The 23,360-nt window shown below is 59.3% G+C and carries 21 protein-coding genes, 1 pseudogene and 1 riboswitch; of the genes and pseudogenes, 15 read left to right on the forward strand and 7 right to left on the reverse strand.

Annotated elements, in window-relative coordinates; all coding sequences use genetic code 11:
• Positions 1 to 40: 40 nt before the first annotated feature.
• On the forward strand, positions 41 to 955 hold the full coding sequence (locus tag RAZWK3B_RS05765) for a DUF5655 domain-containing protein (RefSeq protein WP_007813140.1): 915 nt from the start codon (positions 41 to 43) through the stop codon (positions 953 to 955).
• 335 nt (positions 956 to 1,290) lie between these two features.
• Here the strand turns inward: RAZWK3B_RS05765 and RAZWK3B_RS05770 are convergent.
• Positions 1,291 to 1,851, reverse strand: a pseudogene (locus tag RAZWK3B_RS05770) (IS630 family transposase); the annotation flags it as partial.
• Positions 1,852 to 1,937: 86 nt separating this feature from the next.
• Between RAZWK3B_RS05770 and tnpA the strand changes: the two are divergent.
• The 3 genes from tnpA to tnpC are packed head-to-tail and all read left to right on the forward strand — an operon-like array spanning position 1,938 to position 4,333.
• A complete protein-coding gene (gene tnpA / locus RAZWK3B_RS05775; protein ID WP_007811945.1) occupies positions 1,938 to 2,369 on the forward strand; it encodes an IS66-like element accessory protein TnpA in 432 nt (143 codons plus the stop codon).
• Positions 2,366 to 2,719 carry an IS66 family insertion sequence element accessory protein TnpB gene (gene tnpB / locus RAZWK3B_RS05780; protein WP_007812645.1) on the forward strand — a complete coding sequence of 118 codons (354 nt, stop codon included), beginning with the start codon at positions 2,366 to 2,368 and terminating at the stop codon, positions 2,717 to 2,719. Before tnpA ends, tnpB begins: the two co-directional genes overlap by 4 nt.
• Positions 2,720 to 2,773: 54 nt before the next feature.
• The gene (tnpC, locus tag RAZWK3B_RS05785) at positions 2,774 to 4,333 is read left to right on the forward strand and encodes an IS66 family transposase (protein WP_007813144.1); all 1,560 of its coding nucleotides are present in this window, start codon (positions 2,774 to 2,776) and stop codon (positions 4,331 to 4,333) included.
• A gap of 47 nt (positions 4,334 to 4,380) precedes the next feature.
• On the opposite strand, the gene RAZWK3B_RS05790 is transcribed toward tnpC, so the two are convergent.
• From RAZWK3B_RS05790 to RAZWK3B_RS05810, 4 genes are all read right to left on the reverse strand, one after another.
• On the reverse strand, positions 4,381 to 4,767 hold the full coding sequence (locus RAZWK3B_RS05790; protein ID WP_007811008.1) for a helix-turn-helix domain-containing protein: 387 nt from the start codon (positions 4,765 to 4,767) through the stop codon (positions 4,381 to 4,383).
• Between the two features lie 199 nt (positions 4,768 to 4,966).
• Positions 4,967 to 6,099, reverse strand: a protein-coding gene (locus RAZWK3B_RS05795) for an IS3 family transposase (protein ID WP_502685140.1) whose coding sequence is annotated in 2 segments (ribosomal slippage) — positions 4,967 to 5,826 and positions 5,826 to 6,099 — 1,134 coding nt in all. Because the reading frame shifts where the segments join, the coding sequence is not laid out codon by codon here.
• 18 nt (positions 6,100 to 6,117) lie between these two features.
• Complete coding sequence (locus RAZWK3B_RS05805; protein ID WP_157132167.1) at positions 6,118 to 6,492, reverse strand: hypothetical protein; 375 nt, start codon at positions 6,490 to 6,492, stop codon at positions 6,118 to 6,120.
• Between the two features lie 628 nt (positions 6,493 to 7,120).
• Positions 7,121 to 8,176, reverse strand: a complete 1,056-nt coding sequence (locus RAZWK3B_RS05810; protein WP_007813148.1) for a sodium-dependent bicarbonate transport family permease — start codon at positions 8,174 to 8,176, stop codon at positions 7,121 to 7,123.
• A gap of 632 nt (positions 8,177 to 8,808) precedes the next feature.
• On the opposite strand from RAZWK3B_RS05810, the gene speB reads away from it, so the two are divergent.
• On the forward strand, positions 8,809 to 9,771 hold the full coding sequence (gene speB, locus RAZWK3B_RS05815) for an agmatinase (RefSeq protein ID WP_007813152.1): 963 nt from the start codon (positions 8,809 to 8,811) through the stop codon (positions 9,769 to 9,771).
• A gap of 33 nt (positions 9,772 to 9,804) precedes the next feature.
• Here speB and torT read toward each other — a convergent pair whose 3' ends face one another.
• Positions 9,805 to 10,884, reverse strand: a complete 1,080-nt coding sequence (torT, locus tag RAZWK3B_RS05820; protein WP_007813154.1) for a TMAO reductase system periplasmic protein TorT — start codon at positions 10,882 to 10,884, stop codon at positions 9,805 to 9,807.
• A gap of 60 nt (positions 10,885 to 10,944) precedes the next feature.
• Between torT and RAZWK3B_RS05825 the strand changes: the two genes are divergently transcribed.
• Positions 10,945 to 13,872, forward strand: a complete 2,928-nt coding sequence (locus tag RAZWK3B_RS05825; protein WP_157132168.1) for a response regulator — start codon at positions 10,945 to 10,947, stop codon at positions 13,870 to 13,872.
• Here RAZWK3B_RS05825 and torR read toward each other — a convergent pair.
• Entirely contained in the window at positions 13,853 to 14,545 is a 693-nt protein-coding gene (gene torR / locus RAZWK3B_RS05830) for a two-component system response regulator TorR (protein ID WP_007813157.1), read from the reverse strand. The genes RAZWK3B_RS05825 and torR overlap by 20 nt on opposite strands.
• 181 nt (positions 14,546 to 14,726) lie before the next feature.
• Between torR and RAZWK3B_RS05835 the strand changes: the two genes are divergently transcribed.
• The 9 genes from RAZWK3B_RS05835 to RAZWK3B_RS05875 all read left to right on the forward strand — a co-directional run bounded on the left by RAZWK3B_RS05835 (position 14,727) and on the right by RAZWK3B_RS05875 (position 23,297).
• Positions 14,727 to 15,677, forward strand: a complete 951-nt coding sequence (locus RAZWK3B_RS05835) for an ABC transporter substrate-binding protein (protein WP_007813159.1) — start codon at positions 14,727 to 14,729, stop codon at positions 15,675 to 15,677.
• 78 nt (positions 15,678 to 15,755) lie between these two features.
• Positions 15,756 to 16,787 (forward strand): quaternary amine ABC transporter ATP-binding protein, encoded by a 1,032-nt coding sequence (locus RAZWK3B_RS05840; protein ID WP_007813163.1) that lies wholly within the window; start codon positions 15,756 to 15,758, stop codon positions 16,785 to 16,787.
• On the forward strand, positions 16,784 to 18,754 hold the full coding sequence (locus tag RAZWK3B_RS05845; protein ID WP_007813165.1) for an ABC transporter permease: 1,971 nt from the start codon (positions 16,784 to 16,786) through the stop codon (positions 18,752 to 18,754). The genes RAZWK3B_RS05840 and RAZWK3B_RS05845 overlap by 4 nt, the downstream gene beginning before the upstream one ends.
• Before the next feature lie 48 nt (positions 18,755 to 18,802).
• Positions 18,803 to 18,903, forward strand: a riboswitch (TPP riboswitch).
• Between the two features lie 52 nt (positions 18,904 to 18,955).
• Positions 18,956 to 19,774, forward strand: coding sequence for a bifunctional hydroxymethylpyrimidine kinase/phosphomethylpyrimidine kinase (thiD, locus tag RAZWK3B_RS05850; protein WP_007813167.1), 819 nt, complete (start codon positions 18,956 to 18,958; stop codon positions 19,772 to 19,774).
• The gene (locus tag RAZWK3B_RS05855) at positions 19,771 to 20,760 is read left to right on the forward strand and encodes an FAD-dependent oxidoreductase (protein WP_007813169.1); all 990 of its coding nucleotides are present in this window, start codon (positions 19,771 to 19,773) and stop codon (positions 20,758 to 20,760) included. The genes thiD and RAZWK3B_RS05855 overlap by 4 nt, the downstream gene beginning before the upstream one ends.
• Entirely contained in the window at positions 20,738 to 20,935 is a 198-nt protein-coding gene (gene thiS, locus RAZWK3B_RS05860) for a sulfur carrier protein ThiS (RefSeq protein ID WP_007813171.1), read from the forward strand. Before RAZWK3B_RS05855 ends, thiS begins: the two co-directional genes overlap by 23 nt.
• A 3-nt stretch (positions 20,936 to 20,938) precedes the next feature.
• The gene (locus RAZWK3B_RS05865) at positions 20,939 to 21,712 is read left to right on the forward strand and encodes a thiazole synthase (RefSeq protein ID WP_007813173.1); all 774 of its coding nucleotides are present in this window, start codon (positions 20,939 to 20,941) and stop codon (positions 21,710 to 21,712) included.
• Positions 21,709 to 22,305 (forward strand): thiamine phosphate synthase, encoded by a 597-nt coding sequence (locus RAZWK3B_RS05870; RefSeq protein ID WP_007813175.1) that lies wholly within the window; start codon positions 21,709 to 21,711, stop codon positions 22,303 to 22,305. The genes RAZWK3B_RS05865 and RAZWK3B_RS05870 overlap by 4 nt, the downstream gene beginning before the upstream one ends.
• Positions 22,284 to 23,297 carry a HesA/MoeB/ThiF family protein gene (locus tag RAZWK3B_RS05875; protein WP_007813176.1) on the forward strand — a complete coding sequence of 338 codons (1,014 nt, stop codon included), beginning with the start codon at positions 22,284 to 22,286 and terminating at the stop codon, positions 23,295 to 23,297. Before RAZWK3B_RS05870 ends, RAZWK3B_RS05875 begins: the two co-directional genes overlap by 22 nt.
• Positions 23,298 to 23,360 lie beyond the last annotated feature (63 nt).

The following is a 23,360-nucleotide window of genomic DNA, read 5'->3' on the forward strand; positions in this document are numbered from 1 at the left end:
GTACTTATTTCAGCAATCCAGCACAGGCTCTATCAGCGAGATGAAGCAGGAACGGTTTCTGCTGGAAAAAGATATTCAATGTCTGATCGAGGCCAACCTCCCAGAAATATTCAATCTGCAGTTCGTCGCATCTGAACTGACAGTTGAAAAGTTCCGCATTGATACGCTGGCTTTTGATGAAGACAGCAATGCCTTCGTCATCATCGAGTACAAGAAGGGCAACAGCTACTCTGTAGTTGATCAGGGCTATTCATATCTGTCAGTGATGCTTAACAACAAAGCTGACTTCATTTTGGAGTATAATGAACGCCTTGATCAAAGTTTGCGGCGCGATGATGTGGATTGGTCTGCGTCTCGCGTGATCTTTGTTTCGCCAAGCTTCAACGCTTACCAGAAAAACAGTGTGAACTTCCGCGACATCCCATTTGAGCTTTGGGAAATACGGCGCTTTGAAGGTGGAGTGATTTCGCTAATACAGCATCAGGCCAGCAGCAACGAAGATATAAACCTGATTGCAGACACCAACCCTGAAAGCCCCATCAAGCAGGTTTCCAGTGAAGTCAAAGTCTATCGAGAAGAAGACCACACTGCGAGTGCATCAGCGGAGACACTTGATGTGTTCAACGCCCTTAAAGAAGAGCTCAGCAGCTGGGACGATGTGACCTGCACGGCGATGAAGTACTATGTTGGCTTCAAAAAAGGCAACTCTCTGTTTGCCGCAGTTCGCATATTCAAAAATCATTTGAGCGTAGACTTTTCGCGTGGGCAGATTTCACCAGATGGCCAGAAGTCAAAGAACTTCTTCACCGTCGACGACCCCAAAAAAACATTGGAAGCCAAGTCTTGGACACACAAAAATGGCAGGGTTGGGAATTCCTATGTGATGAAGCTTTCGAAAGCGTCTGATCTAGAATACGCGAAATATCTGATCAAGCAGAAGTATGATACTCTGTAAGGGTTGAGCTGATCTAAAGTTGAGGAGAGTGGCTTAACCTTAAACGTCTTCGAAGAAGTGTTCTAGTTGTGTATCCCTCTTCCAGCCTGTCGGAGTTTTCTTCAAGCACAGGAATTCTGGCGCATAACTTGTAAAATCCACCCTAAACGGAATCCGTAGTCCATCATAGTATACGTCTGTGATAGAATTTTCCAAATCTGAGAACCACGCAATGTATATTTCAGAGGCCGCATCAATATCGGAGTCACGACTTTTAATTTTAAGCGAAATTTTTTCCTTCGCGAAGTCGCCTTCCAATTTTGAAACAAATTTCCAGCTTCTAAAGCATCCGACTTTTAACCTGAGACATATCCGGCAGCCTTGAAGTAATTCCAGCACTCGTCTGGGGAGAAGAGGTCACATATTTCGGCGAGAGCGCTGAACATGTCAGTAAATGTTCTCGCCCCTATCCTGCGCAGGTGCGCCTTGAGCTTCGAGAAGGCCATCTCGATCGGGTTCAGGTCTGGGCTGTATGGTGGCAAGAACAGGAACCAGCATCCGGCTTCGCGCATGGCTTTGGCAGCGGCAGTATTCCTGTGTGTGGCTAGGTTGTCCAAGATGACGACGGTGCCTGGCTCCAGTTCGGGAAGCAGGACTTGCGTGACGTATGCTGCAAATGCTTCGCCGTCCATCGCCCCCTTGATGACCCACGGTGCGATCAAGCCATTGGCACTGAGGCCTGCGATGAAGGTTTGCGTCCCCCATGATCCGAACGGAGCCTCCATCACCAACCGCTCACCGCGCTGTGACCAACCTCGTTGGCGGGTCAGGTTGGTTTTGACGGAGGTTTCATCAATAAAGACAACGCGCTCTGGCTGGGCTGTGACGGCTGGAAGGCGGTGCCTGCACCACTCGTCAGTAAGCGGTCGCTGGCCCTCACCTTTTACCCGCTTGTCTGACCTGCGATGCCATGTCCGATGGAGATCGGTGCAGGAGTTTCGCGATGGCGACTACGTTGGAGTTTCTCCGGGATTACGGGGTGGACATAAGGACCAACGGACAGCGACGCTGGCCGGATGAGATAAAGGCTCGGATCGTTGCTGAGAGTTTGCAGCCAGGTGTGAGCGTGAATGCAGTTGCGGCGCGGTATGGTCTTCGGGCGAACCATTTATCGGAATGGCGTAGTCGGGCACGTGATGGCCGGTTGGTTTTGCCTGTGGTTGAAGATGACAGCTTCTGTTTTGCACCGATCGTCGTGTCGGATGGTGGCGGCGGTGCGGATGTGCCGGCTGTCGCCGGGCAGCCCACAAAGCCTGACGGGTTGTCCTGTAAACCCATCGAGATTGCGATAGGTCGTGTGACAATCCGGGTCGATGGCACCACCAGTTCTGACCGGATTGCCGAGATCGTGCGGGCAATCGGGGCGCGGCCATGATGTTCCCGTCAAACCGCGTGCGGGTTCTGGTCTCGACGCAGCCAGTGGACTTCAGGAAAGGTCATGATGGTCTGGCGGCAATCGTGTCATCTGTGCTGCGCAAGGATCCGTTCACCGGCACGGTGTTTGTGTTCCGATCGCGCCGTGCCGATCGGCTGAAGCTTCTTTACTGGGACGGCACCGGTCTGGTGATGGCTTACAAGCGACTGGAGGAGGCAACCTTCACCTGGCCTGCGATCAAGGACGGGGTGATGGCGTTGAACCATGCCCAGTTCGAGGCGCTGTTTGCCGGGCTGGACTGGCGTAAGGTTAAAGCCTTAGAGGCGCGCCCCCCTGCTGCGGCAGAGTGAATCAACCATATGTTTTTGCGTGATTTTACTGGGGCATCTGGGTAGCTATGGCCTATGCAAACTGCCCCGCAACTTGATCTTTCCGCTATCCCGGCTGCGCAACGCGCGGCGGTTCTGGCGTTGATGGAAAAGGTAGCGGCGCTCACAGAAATAACCCAACGGCAAGAGCACCTGATCGCCGAGTTGAACCATGCCCTGCATGGGAAGCGGTCGGAAAAGCTGACCGAGGATGAGCGACAGCTGGCGTTCGAGGATCTGTCCATCGCACTGGCAGAGGTCGAGGTGCAGAAGGAACATCTGGCTGACAGGTCAGGTGACAAGACGACAACCAAGCCTGCGCCGAAGCGCACCATCGGCAATCTGCCGACAGCATTGCCCCGCATCGAAGAGGTCATCGAACCCGAGAGCCTGATTTGCCCTTGTGGCTGTGGCGTCATGCACAAGATCGGTGAAGACCGCAGCGAGCGGCTGGATATCGTGCCAGCGCAGTTGCGCGTCATCGTCACCGTGCGCCCGAAATACGCCTGCCGGACCTGCACCGACGGCGTGACCCAAGCCCCCGCACCATCGCATCTGATCATGGGCGGCCTGCCGACCGAGGCGACCATCGCCCATGTGCTGGTCAGCAAATATGCCGACCACCTGCCACTATACCGCCAAAGCCAGATTCTGGCGCGGGCGGGTCTTGATCTGCACCGCGCTGTGCTGGCCGATTGGGTGGGTAAGGCGGCGTTCCATCTCAAGCCCGTCGTCGACCGGCTGACCGACCATCTGAAGCGATCCAGCAAGCTGTTCATGGATGAAACCACGGCCCCGGTGCTGGACCCAGGGCGCGGCAAAACCAAAACCGGGTATCTCTGGGCACTGGCCCGCGATGACCGACCATGGGGCGGTGAGGACCCGCCAGGCGTGGTCTACTTCTATGCCCCCGGGCGCGCGGGCCAGAATGCCGAAACATTCCTGACAGGCTTTGATGGCATCCTTCAGATCGACGGATACCAGGGCTACAACCGGCTGACCAAGCCTACCCGCAAGGGCGGCAATCCCATTCGCGTGGCCCATTGCTGGGCCCATGCCCGGCGCAAACTGAACGAAGTCTTTGACCGCGATAGATCAGAGATCGCCGCCGAAGGCCTGCGCCGCATCGCCGGGATCTATGCCGTAGAAGCTGACATTCGTGGCATCTCCCCCGGCCAGCGATTGTCTGCCCGCCAGACCCACAGCGCTCCACTGGTCGCGGCCTTCGGTGATTGGCTGCAGGCTGAGCGACGCAAGGTCTCTGCCAAATCCCGCTTGGGCGAAAAGCTGACTTACATCCACAATCACTGGGACGGGCTGCAGACCTTCTTGGCTGATGGTCGCGTCGAGATCGACAACAACCGCGTCGAAAACATGATCCGACCGATCGCTTTGAACCGCAAGAACTCACTCTTCGCGGGTCACGACGAGGGCGGCATCGCTTGGGGCCGCATTGCCTCGCTCATCGAAACCTGCAAAATCAACGGCGTCGAGCCCTTCGCCTATCTCAAGGCAACCCTCACAGCGATCGCCAATGGCCACCCGCAAAACCATATCGAAGACTTGCTACCGTGGAACTTCAAGCCGTCAAGCTAAGCCGTCAGTGTTGTCCAGCGAACGCTTACACTCGTCACGCAGCTTTCTTACCCGTGCGTGGCGCCGTTCGGTGGCGACCAGTGTCTTTTTTTATACGTGTAGCCGAGTTTGCGGAGGAACCGGCCAATCGCATCGGGGTGCGCCTGCACACCGGTTGCATCAACCAAAGCTCCCGCCAGTTCGGGCATGGTCATGTCGCCGTCCTGATCAATCAGCTCAATCAAAAAGGAGCGATGCGGATCAAGCTTGCCCCTTCCCCGAGGCCGACCCTGAGGCGCAGCCCTTGCCTGACCCGTCCGCCGGATCGCGAGCCCCCAACGCGCCCCGGTGGCTGGCGAAAGTTTCAGGCGCAACGCTGCCGCACGACCGCTTAACCCTTCCTCAATCAACTGCTGAAACCGCGCCCGGAGCGCATCCGGCAAAGGTGCTGACATGATCCATCCTCCCAAACAGGATGAATCACAGATCAGCGATCAAAGGAATCCCAATGATTCAGGTTTTGGGTCGAACGCTCTAAACTTAAATTCTATCCGCGCAACGATGATGTGATTAATGGTGGAAGGATCTAGGTCAGAGGTGGTCCTGCTTTTTCGACCAGATTGCAGCCCAGTTAAGGTGGATCAAGGTTTCACATCAGGCTGCAATTCTCATGGGTTCCGTTTTGCTTGCATGGACCTCATCCGGGGTCAAGATGCCATGGGTCGAGTGGGGCCGCTCGGCGTTGTAATAGGCCAGCCATCGCCCGATACCCTCCCTGGCTTGTGACCCGGTCTCGAAGGCACGCAGGTAAACGCACTCGTATTTCAGCGACCGCCAAAGGCGCTCTATCATTCGATTGTCGATCCAGCGGCCCTTGCCATCCATCGATATCTTCACCTTGGCCTCCTTCAGTTCATCGATCCAGTCGCTGCTGGTGAACTGCGATCCCTGATCGGTGTTGAAGACCTCTGGCGGGCCATAGGTGGCCAGCGCCTCTTTCAGCGCCGCGACACAGAAGTCTGCCTCTAAGGTATTCGACAGACGCCAGGCCAGAACCTTGCGGCTATACCAATCCATGATGGCGACCAGATACAGGAACCCCCGCTCCATCCGGATATAGGTGATATCGGCGCACCAGACCTGATTGGGTCGGGTGATCGCCAACCCCTTGAGCAGGTAGGGGTAGATCTTGTGCGCCGGGTGTTTCTTGCTGGTGTTGGGCTCCTGGTAGATCGGCACCAACCGCATCAGACGCATCAGGCGCCGCACACGATGACGGCCGCACTTGTGACCCTGCCGCTTCATGTGACGCGCCATCTGGCGAGAGCCATACCACGGGGTCTCCAGGAACTGCTTGTCGATGATCTCCATGAAACGTAAGTTCTCAGCGCTTTCACCCTTGGGACGATAATACAGCGTAGAGCGCGACAATTGCAGCAGCGCACATTGCCGCCGCTGGCTCAGCTCATGATCCTTGCTCACCATTTTTTGCCTCGCGTCCCGAGCAGCTGAACCGAGGCATTGGCTAAAAAATCCCGTTCCACCACCAGCTGCCCGATCTTCGAATGCAGCTTCTCGATCTCAGCCTCGTTAACCTTCCCGGGATCAGCACCCCGCCGGGTGAACGCCGTGGCCATGTTCTCAATCGCCGCCCGCTTCCATGTGCTGATCTGGTTCGGATGCACGCCATACTTCTTCGACAGCTCGGCCAGCGTCATCTCTTCGCGGATCGCTTCAAGCGCGACCTTCGCCTTGAAATCAGGCGTATGCGTCTTTCTCTTTGCCATTTCGGATCGTCTCTTTCGTCATGCGATCCACCTTAACGCTTGGTCCAAGTTTCCGCGACCACCTCTGTCTGCTCCTGCATCATGAAAGGAATCGTCGCCAAACTTGATCACATTGCTTAGGTCATCTTCATCTTCACATTCAATTTCGGAAAGAAAGAAAAAGTTTCTTTTTTGTCCATCCTGGTCCGTAACGATTAGTTGGGCATCGTCTACGTCGTTACCAGACATAAATTCTTCGCGTTGCTCAGCTGTATCATTGAGCAGAATGCACCAATCATAACCCTTGGTATCTTTATTCTCAGATTTTAGTTTCCGCAGTGTTTTTGCTGACAAACCGTATACGATTTCCATCGGCGATTTGCTCGACAGTTCAAATATTACATTGTTTTGCATGTACCTGCCCGATCCTAATATGGAATATTTCAACAGACGCTATTGGGTACGCATGGTCTCGCTGAAGAGTTTCAGACTGTTTCATTGTCATCCTTACTGTTGCAAGTTGTTGAGCTCAAAGCAATGTTTAAGCTTGTGTTTGTGTCCCGCACACTGTCGCGAACACTGTGTTCGACACAGTGTTCTCGCTCCGTTCATCCCGAAATCACCAAAAACACACTTTTACGCACACCAAAATTTCTGTACGCTAACCCACAGTAATAGAACAGAAATCTACTGCCACCTGCATTGAAAATCCTCGTGTCGGTGGTTCGATTCCGCCCCCGGGCACCATTTAAGCTTAGAAAATGCATTTCAGTATCGCACGGGTTTGTCGCGTGTTCGATTGGGTAAAGACTGTTTTTGTCAGGGTCAGGGCTCATAACAAGAGTATGACCAAGGCAGCCAATGCGCGTTCTGATAGCAAGACCTTTCCCACCTGACTTGGGGTGGTGTGACGCGCCGCCAATACTTGAGCCGTGCGAAGCTGTGCTCGACCTTGTGGCGCCTGAGGTATCGGGCTTCATCATGAGGCATCGGAAATTTGCGGCTTTTCCGGGAAGGGGCGCTCGGGGTGGTGCCCCTATCTTCATCCGGCAATCATTGTTTCGGCAAGGGCCATCCAAAGCGGGATTGACAGGATCGCGATTGGAGTTCCGAGTGCTGTCGAGGTCCCGATATAGGAAGAGGAATTTGCCTCGGGCAATGCGGCTCTCAGCGTCGGTGGTCCGGAAACATCCGAGCTAGAAGATGCCATCACGGCGAGAAGCACAACGCCACCTGCTGAAAATCCTGTGAAGTGATTGGCAGCCATACCGATCGCGAACCCGATCGCGCCGTGGACGAATGGTGCAAGAATGCCGTAAAGAATGTAGACATGGGCGACTTTGCGAAGATCCGCCAGCCGCGCCCAAGCTTCCATCCCCATCACGAGCATCAGCAGTGACAGAAGGCCGTGAAACAGTGGCTCATAGAAGCTGGCATAGACCGTTTCCGGCCTTGCGAACAGACCAAGAGCCAAGCCAAGCAAAAGTGCTGATATTGCGGGGCTCTTGAGCGTATCAACCAAGATGTCCTTAACAAGCGTTCCGTTGAAGCCGCTTCCATGGCCGCCCATGGTCATCGTGGCCGTACCGGCCTCATCCGGAGTGGACACAATGCTACGTGCTGCACTTATTCTTGCCAGTGTTATGGCAGTTAAAAGAGCGGCCACGTCCATGAAGGGATACAAGGCACCGATAAAGCCTTCATAGGCCATGCCTTCGGCGTCCAACATGCCCATTGCCGCCGCAAGAGTGGAGGCAGACACGGCGCCGAAGAGACCGGCTGTTGCCATGCCGTCCATCGGAGACACACCCCGTTGCCGTAAAAGAATTGCTCGTCCGATCAAGACGATGACGATCCCGGCAATGGTCGCCCCCAGTGCCGGAACCGCAAGTTCCAATAAATTTGCGCCACGCACCGCGATGCCTGCACCCAGGCCGACCTTCATCAACAAAAGGAGAACGACCAGTTTGTAAACGGGTTCGGGAACCTCGAGGCGGCTGCCAAGGGCTGCCAAAAGCATACCGCCGATCAGAAAGGCAAGTGTCGGCTTCTGAAACTGAGACAGGATGGTGGTCAAGATTTCGACGATGATTTCCATGAGGGCTGAGCCATTTCTGATTGCGTTGGCCCTCATTTGGCGCAAAGCGAGTATAAATAAAAATACATCTTTCCGCCATTTTAGTTCTAAAAAATAGAACTGAATTGATCCCTATGAAGGGGGAGGTGTCGAGCCACAGTTTTTGGATCACCGGGTTTGCGTGTGCCTTTTGCCATCCGCATTTCTTCGGGCTGAGAACCCCGGCACAAAACCGCGCTACGGCCTCATCTACGCGAACTTTCACACATGCAAAGCTTGGTTTGGCGGCATGACGATATCGGATGCCAAGACGCTGCGGGCGCTGGCAGGTGAGCACAATAAGCTGAAGCCCATATTGGCGGATGCGATGCTGGATGTCTGGTCGCGACGATAGTCTCTACGTCACAGATCCGGCGCAGAAGCAGACTTAGCGTCACGGGAAAACGGACCCATGCCGACGGTTCGGAACAGACGCGCCAAGTCCAGTGTATCGTCCCGCTTGAAGCACAAGGCGGCAAGCCGCGCATCGTTCTTCGTGTCGGACGTGACAGGCTCTCACATACGTAAAAATATATATCTGTGGCGCGATTTACATATATAGGCCATCTCATGCAATCTGGGCCCATTCGGATTTGAAGAAGAGAAAAGCACCTATGGCGAAGGAGTCCAACGTTACCCCCAGAACGGGCGATCAGGCCTTTACCCGAACGTCGGACTTGGGGACCGTGGCTGAAGCGACCTATGCGGGCGCTCTTAGCTTCATGCGGCGGCGCTACACCCGTGATCTGAGCGGTGCCGATGTCGCCATCATGGGTGTGCCCTTCGATCTGGCGGTATCCAGCCGTTCGGGCGCGCGCCTTGGACCGCGGGCTGTCAGGGCTGCTTCGAGCCATATTGCCTGGTCTGCCCCATGGCCTTGGGAAATGGACCCGTTCGAGCAACTTGCCGTGGTGGATTACGGGGATTGCCAGTTCGATTACGGAAATCCGGCGAATATCCCCAATGAGATCGCCGATCAGGCGCGCGCGGTTCTGGCAACGAATACGGCGCTTCTGTCGATCGGTGGCGATCATTTCGTCACCTACCCGCTGCTGAAGGCCCATGCCGAGAAACACGGGCCTCTGAGCCTTGTTCAATTCGATGCGCATACCGACACATGGGCCGATGAGGCGGGACGGATAGATCATGGCACGATGCTGTGGCACGCCGTCCGCGATGGGCTGGTCGATCCTTCGCGCTCGGTTCAGGTCGGCATCCGGACGCACAATCCCGAGCCACTTGGCTTCAACATCATAGACGCGATCGAAATGCACCGCACCGGGCCGCAGGCGGTTGCCGAAAAGATCAAGCGCATCGTCGGGGACCAGAAGACCTATCTGACCTTTGATATCGACGCGCTGGAACCCGCCTCGGCCCCAGGTACTGGCACGCCAGTGATCGGCGGGCTAAGCCCCTATCAGGCCCAGGAAACACTAAGGAATATGGTTGGCGTGAACCTTGTGGGCATGGACGTCGTCGAAGTCGCTCCGGCTTATGATGTGGCCGATATCACGGCATTGGCGGCCGCGACGATCGCCAATGACATGCTGTGCCTCTACGCCGCTGCGCATGGCTGAGAGCACGCAGGTGAGGCGGCATCCTCGCCCCGATCAGGGTGAGAATTCGAAAACCGGGATGAAACTGGCTGGCGCAAGGGTTTCGGACAACTGCGCCTCGGTGATCTGGCCTTCCACGACAGGGAAGATGACCGGCCCGGCCTGACGATGGATAAGGCTGCCTTCGATGGCGCGCACGGCGAATTCCACGGCAAGCCTACCTTGAAGAACGGGGAAATCCGTCGGCGCGGCAAGGATCTTCTGGCGGTATATTCCGCGATAAACCGCATGGGTCATGTAATCCGAGACGATCTGCACCCGCCCTTCAAGGCCACGCGTGCGCAGCAAAGACACCGCCGCTTCGGCTGTGGGCGCGGACCCAACGACATAATCGAGATCGGGAACTTCCTCGAGCGCCTGCTCGACCAGCAAAACCTGATCCTTGCGGCCTGTATCGCCGTATTTGGTCACCGCGATCTCGGCTGAACTTGCGGCGATCGCGGCGTGAAAGCCGCGTTCGACGAATTGCACCCAGCCCGCCCCCTTAGGACCGGGAAACCAGGCCACTTTCACCGCCGGGCTTCCCTTGGGGTGGCGTTGCGCAATGACACGGCCAGCGGCGGCGCCCATTTCCACCCAAGATACGCCCACCTTGGCGGTGATGCCGGGATCGGCGATATCATTGACCGCTGCGATCACGGGGATATCCCGGGCGATCTGGAGGATCGTATCGGTCAACGCGTCATAGGCGACGGTTCCGAGGATAAGCGCATCCACACCTTCGGCCACGCAGTCGATGATCTGCTGTCGCTGACGGTCAAGATTGGGATAGCCGCCCGCCTCGACCAGCTTGAAGGACACACCCAGCCTGCGCGCCTCTTCGACCATCCCGTGATTGACGCTCAGCCAATAGGCATCCTTGAGATGCGGGTAGGCGACACAAAGCGACCAGTCCTGCTGCGCTGTGTCGAGTGGCGTGTAGGTCACGATATCGCTTGGCCCCTCGTAGTCGAAAGGCGCCTGAGGAACCTGCAACTGCCAAGGAGAGGATGCAGCCGCCAACGGGGCCACGACGAGAAAAAGAACGCAGAACCAGCGCATGAGTGATATGGTTGCAGCAATGTGGGTCTGCATCAACTGTTTCAAGCGGCAAGCCTGCACTTTTGCGGATGGGACGGCACTCGGGGCGAACACGTGTTGAGACAAGCGGGATTGCGGGGAAAGCTGCTGTTCGCCTTCGTGTTGATCGCGGGGCTTCCGACCGTTGCGGGCTTTCTTGGGCTGATCGAGCTGCGCGACCTTGTCAGAAAGCAGTCTGACGTGATCCGTCAGACGATCCCGGCGATCACCGATGTCCGTGGCATTGCGGAGGAAAGCACGAGTATCGTGGCGCTTGTTCCGCGGCTGGCCGATGTGGACAACCAGCCTGATCGCGAGGCGCTGTCGGGTGATCTGCGCAAGCAGGTCGAAGCCCTTGCCACACGTCTTGAACGGCTTGAGGGCAACAGTGGTGCCCGTATCGTCACCTTGCGCGAAACCATCGCCCAGGTGGAAACCGCCCTTGCGATGCTGGACGATATGGTCGAGCAGCGGATTGCGGAACGCGACGTGTTTCATGGCCGCGTTGCGCTGAATCTGGACGCGGCCAACATGCTTCTCGATATGGCCGATACGCTTGTCGCCAATGCCGAAATGGCGACGACGGCTGTCATCTCCAGTCTCTACGGCGAGACCAATGCCGGGCTGGAAGACGCGGGAACGGTCGCAGCGCTGGACAAGCTCTTGGAAGTCGATCTGTTCCAGCTTGGCCTGATGTTCGAATTGCGCTCGAGGGCGGCCGAGGTGGGTTTGTTGATCAACCGCATCGAAGAGACAGTCACCGTCGAGGAGTTGGAAGCGGTGGAAGTGGCCTTCTTGCCCGAGCTTGCCGTGGTGTCGCGCCGGATCGCCGCCATCCGCGATCCGGGGCGTCTGCAGCAGGCGGAGCGCCTTTTGGCGGAATTGCAGTCGGTCACCGAGGATGACGTAACCCTGTTCGATCTGCAGCGCAGCATCCTGTTGAGTGGACTTGGGATCGACGCCCTGAAAAAAGAGCTTCAGGATGCCGCCATTCGGCTTGGCGAAGAGGCCTCAGCGGTGGCTGACCAGTTGCAGCAGGTCGCTGTCACCTCCGGCGAGATCGTTGCACAGGACATGCGGCAGGCGCAGATCCGCAACAGCGCCGCAGCCATTGTGGGGCTTGTTCTTGCAATGGCCGTTCTGTGGTTTTTCGTGCGTGGCCACATCACCCGTCGGCTTGATCGCCTACATGGGGAAATGACGGCCCTTGCACGGGGCAATCTCGACCGCAAGATCCGTCCGCGCGGCAATGACGAGATCGCCCGAATGGAAGAAGCGACCGAGGTATTCCGCCAGCAAGCCATCGCCAAACGCGATCTTGAAAGGCAGCGCGACCGCAACGAACGCGAATTGCTGGAGCATCGCAACAATCTGCAGAAAATGGTGTCCGAGCAGACCGAGCGTTTGCGTCTTGAAGTGGCCGCCCATGACGAAGCCCGCCGCGAGGCCGAGGCCGCCGACAGGGCCAAGTCGGAATTCCTCGCGATGATGAGCCATGAAATCCGCACGCCTATGAACGGCATGTTGGGCTTGCTGCATAGCCTGTCCGAGGATCGGCTGGATCCCGAACAGCGCCACAGACTGGGCGCGGCCTATGCCTCGGGGCAGAACCTGTTGCAGATCCTGAATGACATCCTCGATTATTCCAAGATTGAGCATGGCGGCATACAGCCGGTGAACGCCACTTTTTCGCTGCATGATCTGGTCACCGACGTAATGGCGCTTATCCGTCCCAGTGCCGATTCAAAGGGCCTGCACTTGCTTCTGGATATGCCGGATACGCTTGTGGATGTCGTCTGGGGCGATGTCGCCAAGCTGCGGCAGATCCTGTTCAACCTGTTGTCCAACGCGCTCAAATTCACCGAAGAAGGAGAGGTGATCCTGCGACTGCGTGCCGGCTGGACGCAAGGCGATGCGCACCGGGTGATCTTCGAGATCAGTGATACGGGGCGCGGTGTCGCGCAGGCGGCAAAGGCCCGCATATTCGAGGCCTTCGAACAGGAGGATGGCGCTACGAGCGGTAAGTTCGGCGGCACGGGGCTTGGCCTTGCCATCAGCAAGCGGTTTGCCGATGCCATTGGTGCAACCTTGACCCTTGAAAGCACCAAGGGGGTGGGGTCGGTCTTTACGCTGGCGGTTGATCTGGAATCCGGCAATCCATCGGATCTTGAGGATATGGCCCGTCCCGAAACAATCGACCGAGCCGAAGTCGCTCTGGATATTCTGGTGGTCGAGGATAACGAGATCAATCAGATGGTTGCCCGCGGCTATCTGGAGCGCATGGGGCATACATGCCATTGCCTGTCCGATGCCGAGACGGCGCTCGAGCTTTTGCAGCATCGCCGCTTCGATGTGATCCTGATGGATGTGAACCTGCCGGGTGTGAACGGGGTCGAGGCGACCCGCCAGATCCGCGCCCATGCGAATGCGGATGTTTCGGCAACGCCGATCATCGGCATTTCGGCGCATGTGCAGGAGGAGCAGATCGAAAGCCATTTGCAGGCGGGCATGAATGGCTTTGTGGCCAAACCCGTGGCGCCCGAGCGCCTGGCCCGCGCATTGGACAGTGTCAGGCAGGGCCAGCAGGGCGCGGTTTTCCTGTCGTCGCGAATGCCGGTCTCCAAGGCGATGTCGCGTATGGTCTCGCTCGAGACGGTGCTGCGGCGTAATATCGAGGATTTCGGCGCCGACGCCGCGCGCCGGATCGCCGGGCTTTTCATCGAGCAGATCGCAGTCGAGCAGGCGGCGCTGGAAGCCATGCTCGAGGCCGAAGACTGGGGCGAGTTGAAAAAGATCGCGCACCGTTTGAAAGGTGCGATCGGCAATTACGATCAGCATGATGTGGTTCAGGTTTTGGCCCAGCTCGAGGCCAATGCAAGTGCCGCACACCATGACCGCGCGCGCATCCTTGTTCAGCGCTTGTCGGCATTGATGCCGCAACTGGGTGACGCCATGGCCGCCGCGTTACGGCAGAACGAAGCCGTCAGGTCACATGCGATGTGAAAGCATATCCCTCGCCATGCACGGTAGTTATGATCGCGGGGGTTGCCGGGTCCTGCTCCAGCTTGGTGCGCAGGCGGCGGATCAGAACGTCGACGGTGCGGGGATTGGTGCCATATTGGCGATGCGTGACCCGCGCCATCAGAGCATCACGGCTTGCCACCTCGCCGGGGCGTGTCACGAAATGCTGCAAAACCTCGAATTCGGCCCGTGTCAGGGTCACCGCCGCCCCGTCTTCGTTTTCCAGTCGTCGGGCGCGCAGATCGAAAACATAGCCGGAAAACCGATAGACCTGGCGCGATCCGTGTGTCGACCGGCTGGTGCGGTATAGCAGGTTCTTGATCCGCGCCAGAAGCTCGCGCCTGTTGAAGGGTTTGCAAACATAATCGTCCGCACCCATCTCCAGGCCGATGATGCGATCGACGTCATCATCGCGCCCGGTGACCAAAATGATGCCGATATCGGATTTCGCCCGTTGTTCGCGCGTGATCTTCAAGCCGTCCTTGCCCGGCAGATTGATGTCCACAAGAAGCAGATCGACGGGCTGATCCCGAAGGATCCGCTCGGCTATGTCGGCGCTTGCCGCCTCGGACACGTCATATCCCTGTGCTTCGAGATAACTTGTCAGGGTGGCGCGCGTGACAGGCTCGTCTTCTATGATGAGGATATGTGACATCTGCCTCGGAGGTATTGGACAACCATTCCATTAACAAATTTTTACATCTTAGTATAGGCTGTTCACCCCATGCGCCTTACCTGTTCACAAACGATGCCTAGGATTTCCCCAGCACGGGCTTGGTTTGCCAATCATGTCCGCGCTTGAAGAATAAAAACGAGTCAAACAACGGGGAAAGAAAATGCGAACCAAAGTCATCATGTCGGCTGCTGTGCTGGCCGTATCGTCCGCAACGGCATCCTTTGCCGCGGACAGTTCCGATCCGATCATCATCCCGACGCACAACTGGTCCAGCCAGATCGTCATGAGCCATGTCGTCGGTCAGATCTTTGAATCCTTGGGCAACAGCGTCGAATATGTCTCGACCGACAGTCAGGCGGTATATGAATCCGTGCGTCTTGGCGATGTGACGCTCGAGTTGGAAGTCTGGGAAGGTGCATTTGGGCCGTCTTTCGAAGCCGCCTTGGAAAAGGGCGGCCTGCATGATGTGGGCGACCATGATGCCGTCACCCGCGAGGATTGGTGGTATCCGGAATGGACCAAGGAATCGTGCCCGGGTCTGCCCGACTGGGAAGCCCTGAACGCCTGCGCCGAACTTTTCGCCACGCCCGAGACGGGCGACAAGGGGCGCTTTCTTGGCGGTCCGGTTGACTGGCTGAAGCACGATCAGGAGCGTGTCGATGCGCTTGGCATGAATTTCGTCGTCGTGAATGCCGGTTCTGCCTCGGCCTTGTGGGCTGAAGTGGCTGCCGCCGAACGTGACAAGCGTCCGGTGGTGATTTTCAACTGGACGCCCAACTTTGTCGAGGCGCTCTATCCCGGTGAATTCGTCGAGTTTCCGGCCTATAGTGAGGGTTGCAAAACCGATCCGGCGGTCGGCCCGAACCCGACGGCGACCTATGACTGTGGTAATCCCGCGAACGGTTATCTGAAGAAAGCTGCATGGGACGGCATGAAGGACAAATGGCCCAACGCCTATGCCGTGCTTGAAAGGATCAGCTTCACCAATCCCCAGATCGCGGAAATGGCCAAGCTTGTCGATATCGACGAGTTCGAGCCGGAAGATGCTGCCGCCGAATGGCTGGAGCAGAACGAGGCCATCTGGAAGCCCTGGGTCGAAGGCGGCGCATAAGTCCCTGCCTTTCAAATCCTGACTGGTCGCCCCGCCATGCCTGGCGGGGCGGCATGATCTACGCAAGGAGACCCTTAGATGACCGACACCGATATGGTGATGTCCTGTCGTAACGTCTGGAAACTGTTCGGGCCGCGGCCGGGCGCCTATCTTGCCGGTCTCGATCCTGCCGCCAGTTTCGACCAAATCCGGGCCGATGGATATGTGCCCGCCGTCAGGGATGTGTCTCTGGACATTTCCAAGGGCGAAATGCTGGTCATCATGGGCCTGTCCGGATCGGGCAAGTCGACGCTTGTGCGCTGCCTGTCGCGCCTGATCGAGATCACCGGGGGCGAGGTCCGGGTCGAGGGGCAGGTGATCGGCGATCTGTCCGAGAAAGAACTGATCGACCTGCGTCGCAACAAGATGGGTATGGTCTTCCAGAGCTTCGGTCTTCTGCCGCACCGCACGGTGCTCGAGAACGTTGCCTTTCCACTAGAAATGCGAGGGCAGGATATCCACACCCGCCGTGCCCGCGCCCTCGAGGTGATCGAGCTTGTGGGGTTGGGTGGCCGCGAGGATTACTTCCCGCGCGAATTGTCCGGTGGCCAACAACAGCGCGTCGGCATCGCCCGCAGTCTGGCGATCGAACCGGATATCTGGTTTCTGGATGAGCCATTCTCGGCGCTCGATCCGCTGATCCGCCGCGAGATGCAGGACGAATTCCTGCGCCTTCAGGAGCTTTTGGGCAAGACCATCGTTTTCATCACCCATGATTTCGACGAGGCGCTGCGCCTTGCCGACCGGATCGCGATCATGAAGGACGGTGCTGTCGAACAATGCGATCGGCCTGACCGGATCGTGATGGAGCCGGCGACAGAGTATGTCGCGAAGTTCATCGAGGATATCGAGAAAGCCCGCGTGGTTCATGCCAGCGCGATGATGCAACCCGTCAATGGCCATGACCTGACCGGCGCGGCCGTGGATGGCGGCAAGACCATATCCCAGCTGGCGCGGCTGCTGGTCAATGATGACCGTCTGATCCTGCCGGTGGCCGGACCGGATGGTGCGATCATCGGGGGGCTGGACCGGCAAAAGGCACTTGATGTCCTGCTGGGGGCCAAGGAATGACGGCACTGTCGACAAACGCGCATCATGTCGATGCGCGTCATGACGCGCGGATGCGTGTGGCCCAGATCCTGTTGATGGCGGCGCTGGTCCTGACGGTGGGCAAGGGCGTTCTGCCCGAGGGTCTTGTGCGTCCAGCCGCATGGATGGTCTGGCCATTTGCGGATTGGATCAATGCCTTTTTCGACTTCCTGCGCGAAGATCTTGGCCTGATCCATGTCACCCGCGCCTTCGCCGATGGGGTGGAGTGGCTGCTGGATATCACGGCCAACCTGCTTTACGGCAAGAACCGTTGGCCGAGACTTGGCCCGATCCCCTGGAGCGTGATCGCCATTACTGCCGCCATGGTCGGCTATTACCTGAGCGGCTGGCGGCTGGCGATGTTCGCCGGGCTGACCTTTGTTTGGGTGGCGGTGATGGGCCAGTGGGAATGGACGATGGAGACCCTGTCGGTCATCATCGTAGCGGCGCCCTTGTCGATCCTGCTCGGGCTGGTCCTTGGCACGATGGCATGGCGCAGCGCAGGGTTTCGGATGGTGCTCAATCCCCTGTTGAATGTCGCGCAGTCCCTGCCGCATTTCGCCTATATGATCCCGGTTGTGGTGTTCATCGGGGTCGGGCCCAAGGCCGGCGCGATCGTCACGATCATCTTTTCTGTCCCGCCGATGATCCGCATGACCCTGCTCGGCTTGCAGAAAGTCCCGCCCGAAGTGATCGAGGCTGGGCATATGGCCGGTGCCACGCGCTGGCAATTGCTGCGCCATGTGCGCCTGCCGACCGCGAGAACCGAAATTCTGGTGGGCGTCAATCAGGTCATCATGCAGTGCCTTGCAATGGTCGTTTTGGCAAGCTTCATCGGGATGCCGGGACTGGGGCAGAAATTGTTGCAACTTCTGCAGGCGCTCAAGATCGGCCGCTCGATCGAGATCGGCATCACGATCGTTCTGCTGGCGGTCATGCTTGACCGGTGTTCCAAGGCCTGGGCCACGCGCCAGCCGGAGCATATCGAAAAGGGCACCTCATGGCTGATCCGTCACCGTGTGTTGTTGGTCTGGGCCGTTTTGGTCGGTGTTTTCTGGGGGCTGTCCCTGATTTTCCCGGTCCTGCACGAGATTGGGCGACGCGACGCGTTCAGTCTGGCGGATCCTCTGGATGCGATGATGGACTGGGTCATCATGGTTCTGGACCCGGTGACCCAGTGGCTCCGGTGGTTCCTGATCGTCTGGGTACTGATCCCCTTGCGCGATGCGATGCTGTGGTTGCCGTTCTCGGCGGTGCTGGTGTTCCTGATGGCGGTGGGCTGGGCCGTTGGCGGACGGCGCTCGGCGCTGATCTGTCTGGCGTATTTCGGCCTGATCGCCATGACGGGATGGTGGGACCGGGCCATGATTACCGTCTACACGGTCACCTTCGCGGTGTTTCTGGCCACGCTGATCGGGTTCCCGCTTGGCATCTGGGGAAGCCGCACCGAAAGCCGCGCGCGGGCCGTTCTGCTGATCTGCGACACGCTGCAGACCTTTCCAAGCTTCATCTACCTTATTCCTGTCATCATGCTGTTCGGTGTCAATGACGTGGCGGTGGTGGGCGCGGTGGTGCTGTTCGCGGCGGTCCCGCTGATCCGCTACACGATCGAAGGGCTGCGCAATGTGCCCGTGGCGCAAATCGAGGCGGCGAACATGTCGGGTGCCTCGCGGCGGCAGACCTTGTGGTCGGTGCGCCTGCCGCTGGCCTTGCCGACGATCATGGTGGGGGTGAACCAGTCGGTGATGTTCTCGCTTTTCATGGTCATTATCGCGGCCTTCATCGGCACGCAGGATCTTGGGCAGGAAATGCAGCGCGCCTTGTCGTCCAGCGATGTGGGCAAGGGGCTGGTTCTGGGGCTGGCCGTGGCGTTCATGGGGCTGATGGTGGATCATCTGATTACTGTCTGGGCCAGTCGCCGCCGCAAGGCCCTTGGGCTCGAGACGTAAATCCGCCTTGTGCCGCTTGAACTTCGTTCGGCATGGTTCTAGGTTGCACCATATCCGTTGGGGTGTCCCGTCATGGGGCTGAGAGGCGCAGCCAACCCATCGAACCTGATCCGGACAATGCCGGCGTAGGGAACGGACCTGACCTGAGGCCAAAGCGCCAAGCGTCGGACAATCCGTCTTCCCTCACCGGGGGAGCGCACGATGACAAAACCACCCAAGGCCAGCCCGCCCAAGGCGCTGACGATCGCAGGCTCCGACAGTGGCGGAGGTGCTGGCATTCAGGCCGATCTCAAGACCTTTTCGGCGCGCGGAGTCTATGGCGCAAGCGCGATCACTGGCATCACGGCGCAGAACACCATCGGCGTTCAGGCGGTGGAGCCTGTGTCGGAGGCGATGATCGCCGCGCAGATCGCGTCGGTCCTGACGGACATCCCGCCCGATGCCATCAAGATCGGGATGCTGGGCACCGCGTCGGTTGCGCAAACCTTGGCGCATGCCCTTGCAGGCTACAGCGGCCCGATCGTGCTTGATCCGGTAATGGTTGCCAAGTCCGGTGATCCGCTTCTGGCCGATGACGCGGTTGGCGCTGTGATCGAACAGCTGCTGCCTCGTGCCACGGTCCTTACCCCGAACCTGCCCGAAGCGGCGCGCCTTCTTGGGCGTGCGCCGGCAAGCACTCCGGAGGAGGCCGAGGCTCAGGGCCATGCGCTGCTGGCGATGGGGCCAGCGGCGGTTCTGATGAAGGGAGGGCATTCCGATGGGCCGGTCTGCACAGATCTGCTGGTGAGCGATGCAGGCACGCTGCGCATCGAGGCCACACGCATAATGACCCGTAATACCCATGGTACGGGCTGTTCGCTGTCCTCGGCAATTGCCGCAGAATTGGCGCATGGGCACCCGCTGGACAAGGCCGTGCGCCGCGCGCATGGTTGGCTGCAAGGGGCGATTGCCGCAGCCGATACGCTACAGGTTGGACAGGGGCATGGACCGGTACATCACTTCCACGAGCTTTGGACATGAGCGCTGACGTCACCATACTCGGAGCCGGTGTCGCCGGTCTGTGCGTTGCCACCGAACTTGTGGCGCGCGGAATAGAGCTGCGTCTGGTTGATCCGCAGCCCAGCCCCGGCGCACATGCCTGTTCGTGGTGGGCCGGGGGGATGCTTGCGCCGTTCTGCGAAGGCGAGTCAGCCGAAGAACCCGTGGTCAGGCTGGGGCAGGAAGCGGCGGGCTGGTGGCAGGCGCAGGGCGTCGACGTGAGCCACGAAGGCTCGCTTGTCGTGGCGCTTGGCCGCGACCGCAGCGAGCTTGACCGCTTCGCGCGCCGGACCGAACGGCACGAACGGCTCGACCGCATGACCCTGGCCGAGAAGGAACCGCAGCTCGAAGGGCGCTTCGACCGGGCGCTGTTTTTCCCCGACGAGGCCCATATCGCGCCGCGCGCGGCGCTCGCGCATCTGCGCCAGCGGTTGGATGACCGGAATGTGCCGGTGCTCGAGCGCGCCGATGATGCGGGCGGGTTGGTGATCGACTGCCGGGGACTTGCGGCGCGGGATGTGCTGAGCGATCTGCGTGGGGTAAAAGGCGAGATGGCGGTACTGCGCGCTCCGGACATAGACCTTCGTCGCCCCGTGCGCCTGCTGCATCCGCGCCATCCGCTTTATATCGTGCCGCGCGGCGACGGGGTGTTCATGCTGGGCGCCACCCAGATCGAAAGCGGCGAACGGCATCGCGCGACCCTGCGTTCGGTGACCGAGCTGTTCAGCGCGGCCTATGCCTTGCATCCGGCTTTTGGCGAGGCGGAGATCCTCGAGATCGGTGTGGATGCGCGCCCGGCCTTTCCCGACAACCTGCCGCGTATTCGGCGGCGGGGCGATACGATCCTTGTCAACGGCCTGTTCCGCCACGGTTTTCTTCTGGCGCCCGCGTTGGCGCGGATGGTGGCGGATCTGGTGCTGGACGGCACAATTCCGGAGGTGATGGATGAAGATCACAGTGAACGGTGACAGCCACGAGGTCTCGGGCATGACGCTCGATGCCGCGCTGATCGAACTGGGCTATGGCGAGGCCAAGGTCGCGACGGCGGTGAACGAGGCCTTTGTGCCTGCGGCAAGCCGCGCGGCCACGACCTTGCAGGACGGCGACCGGCTTGAGATCGTCGCGCCAAGGCAAGGGGGCTGAGACATGGTGACGTTTTACGGAACCGAGGTGCAGTCGCGCCTGATGCTGGGCACGGCGCTTTATCCGTCGCCCGCCATTCTGGAACAGGCGTTTCGCCGCTCGGGCGCGGGGATCGCCACGGTGTCGGTCCGGCGCGAAGCCGGGACAGAGCGTGCCGGTGCTGCTTTCTGGGATCTGGTGCGCCAGCTTGGCGTCAAGGTGTTGCCCAATACCGCCGGTTGCCATTCGGTGCGCGAAGCGGTGACGACGGCGCAGATGGCGCGCGAGCTTTTCGAGACCAACTGGATCAAGCTCGAGGTGATCGGCCATGCCGACACGCTGCAGCCCGATCCCTTCGGACTGGTCGAGGCGGCCCGCATCCTGACCGATGATGGCTTCGAGGTGTTTCCCTACACCACCGAGGATATCGTGCTGGCCGACCGGCTGCTCGAGGCGGGCTGCAAGGTGCTGATGCCATGGGGCGCGCCGATCGGGACAGGCCTGGGGCTCACGAATATCTATGGTTTGCGGACACTTAGGGCGCAGTTTCCCGATGTGCCGATGGTGGTGGATGCGGGGCTCGGCCTGCCCAGTCAGGCCGCTCAGGCGATGGAGATGGGGTTTGACGCCGTGCTGCTCAACACCGCCGTGGCCAAGGCCGGAGACCCTGCGGCCATGGCCGAAGGATTTGCCCGCGCGGTCGAGGCCGGGAGGCTGGCGTATGAGGCCGATCCGATGGAGCCCCGCGATATGGCGGCCCCCTCTACCCCTCTGATAGGAAAGGCCTTTCTGGAATGACGCTGGACCGGTTCTATCCCATTTTCGACGATATCCGCTGGCTGGAACGGATGGCGCCCCTTGGCATCAAACTGGTGCAGATGCGGATCAAGGACCAGCCCGAGCCAGAGCTGCGCGATCAGATCGCCAAAGCGAAAACCATCTGTCAGAATTCCGATATCACATTGATCGTGAACGATTATTGGAAGCTGGCGATGGATCTGGACTGTGACTGGGTCCATCTGGGTCAGGAGGATCTGGATGTGGCGGACATGGCGGCGATTCGCCGGGCCGGTCTGCGGATCGGCATCAGCACCCATGACCGCGACGAGCTGGACCGGGCGCTTGGCCATGATCCCGACTATGTGGCGCTTGGCCCGATCTATCCCACCAAGCTCAAGAAGATGAAATGGCATCAGCAGGGGCTGGAAAAACTGAGCGAATGGAAGGGGTTGATCGGGGATATCCCGCTGGTCGCCATCGGCGGCATGAGCGTGGAACGCGCGCCCGGCGCCTTCGAGGCGGGGGCCGATATCGTCTCGGCGGTCACCGATATCACATGGCACGACAGCCCCGAAGACCGGGTCCGCGCATGGCTGGACGCGACGCGATGAGCCGATATGCCCGCCAGATTGCGGTGCCGGGTTTCGGCCCGCCGGCACAGACGCGTTTACAGAGCGCGCGCGTGTTGGTCGTGGGCGCAGGCGGGCTGGCAGCCCCGGTGCTGCAGTATCTCGTGGGGGCCGGGCTGGGGCATATCCGGCTGGTCGATGACGATGTGGTGGATGTCACAAACCTCCACCGCCAAACGATTTTTCGCGCCAGCGATGTCGGACGGCCCAAGGCGGACGCCGCCGCTGAGGCGATGCGCGCGCTCAATCCCGAGACGGTGATCGAGCCGGTCTGCGACAAGCTGGACCCGGCCACAGCCGCTGATCTGTGCCATGGCGTTAACCTTGTTCTGGATTGCGCGGACAGTTTCGCCGCCAGTTACATCCTGTCGGATCATTGCTTGGCTCAGACCCTTCCGCTGATAAGTGCGTCCGTCACGCAAATGTCGGGATATGCAGGCGGGTTTTGCGCAGGCGCCCCGAGTTTGCGGGCGATCTTCCCGGATTTGCCGCAAACCATGGGAAATTGCGCCGAGGATGGCGTGCTGGGGCCGGTCGTGGGCATGGTCGGCAGCCTTCAGGCGCAGATGGCCCTTTCGGTGCTGGCGGGGTTGGCGCCAAGCCCGCTCGGGCAGTTGGTGACGGTCGATGCGGCGACGATGCGGTTTGGCGGGTTTCGGTTTTCGGGCGCGCCCGAGCCGGACTGGTCGCCGCGCTTCATTGCGCCCCGGACCATCGAGACCGATGATTTCATTGTGGATTTACGAAGCGAGGACGAAGCCCCGCTGATCCGCGCCGATGCCCACCGCCTGCCCGTCGCGGCCTTTGGCCCGGACGGGCCGCGTCCCGATCCGCGACAGCGCGCGGTGCTGGTCTGCCGGTCGGGGCTGCGATCCTGGCAGGCGGCCGAGCGGTTGCGGCAGGTCTGGGATGGCGAGATCGCCCTCGTCGCTGTCGGCGATCCTGCGACGCTGCGGGTTTCGTACGATCCGTAACAAACTGACACGGCTTTGGTACGAAAAGGCCACGGCACGCCCAGATTTGTGTAAGCGTTCGCT

Source organism: Roseobacter sp. AzwK-3b, from assembly GCF_000170875.1.
Taxonomy (GTDB): domain Bacteria; phylum Pseudomonadota; class Alphaproteobacteria; order Rhodobacterales; family Rhodobacteraceae; genus Roseovarius; species Roseovarius litoreus.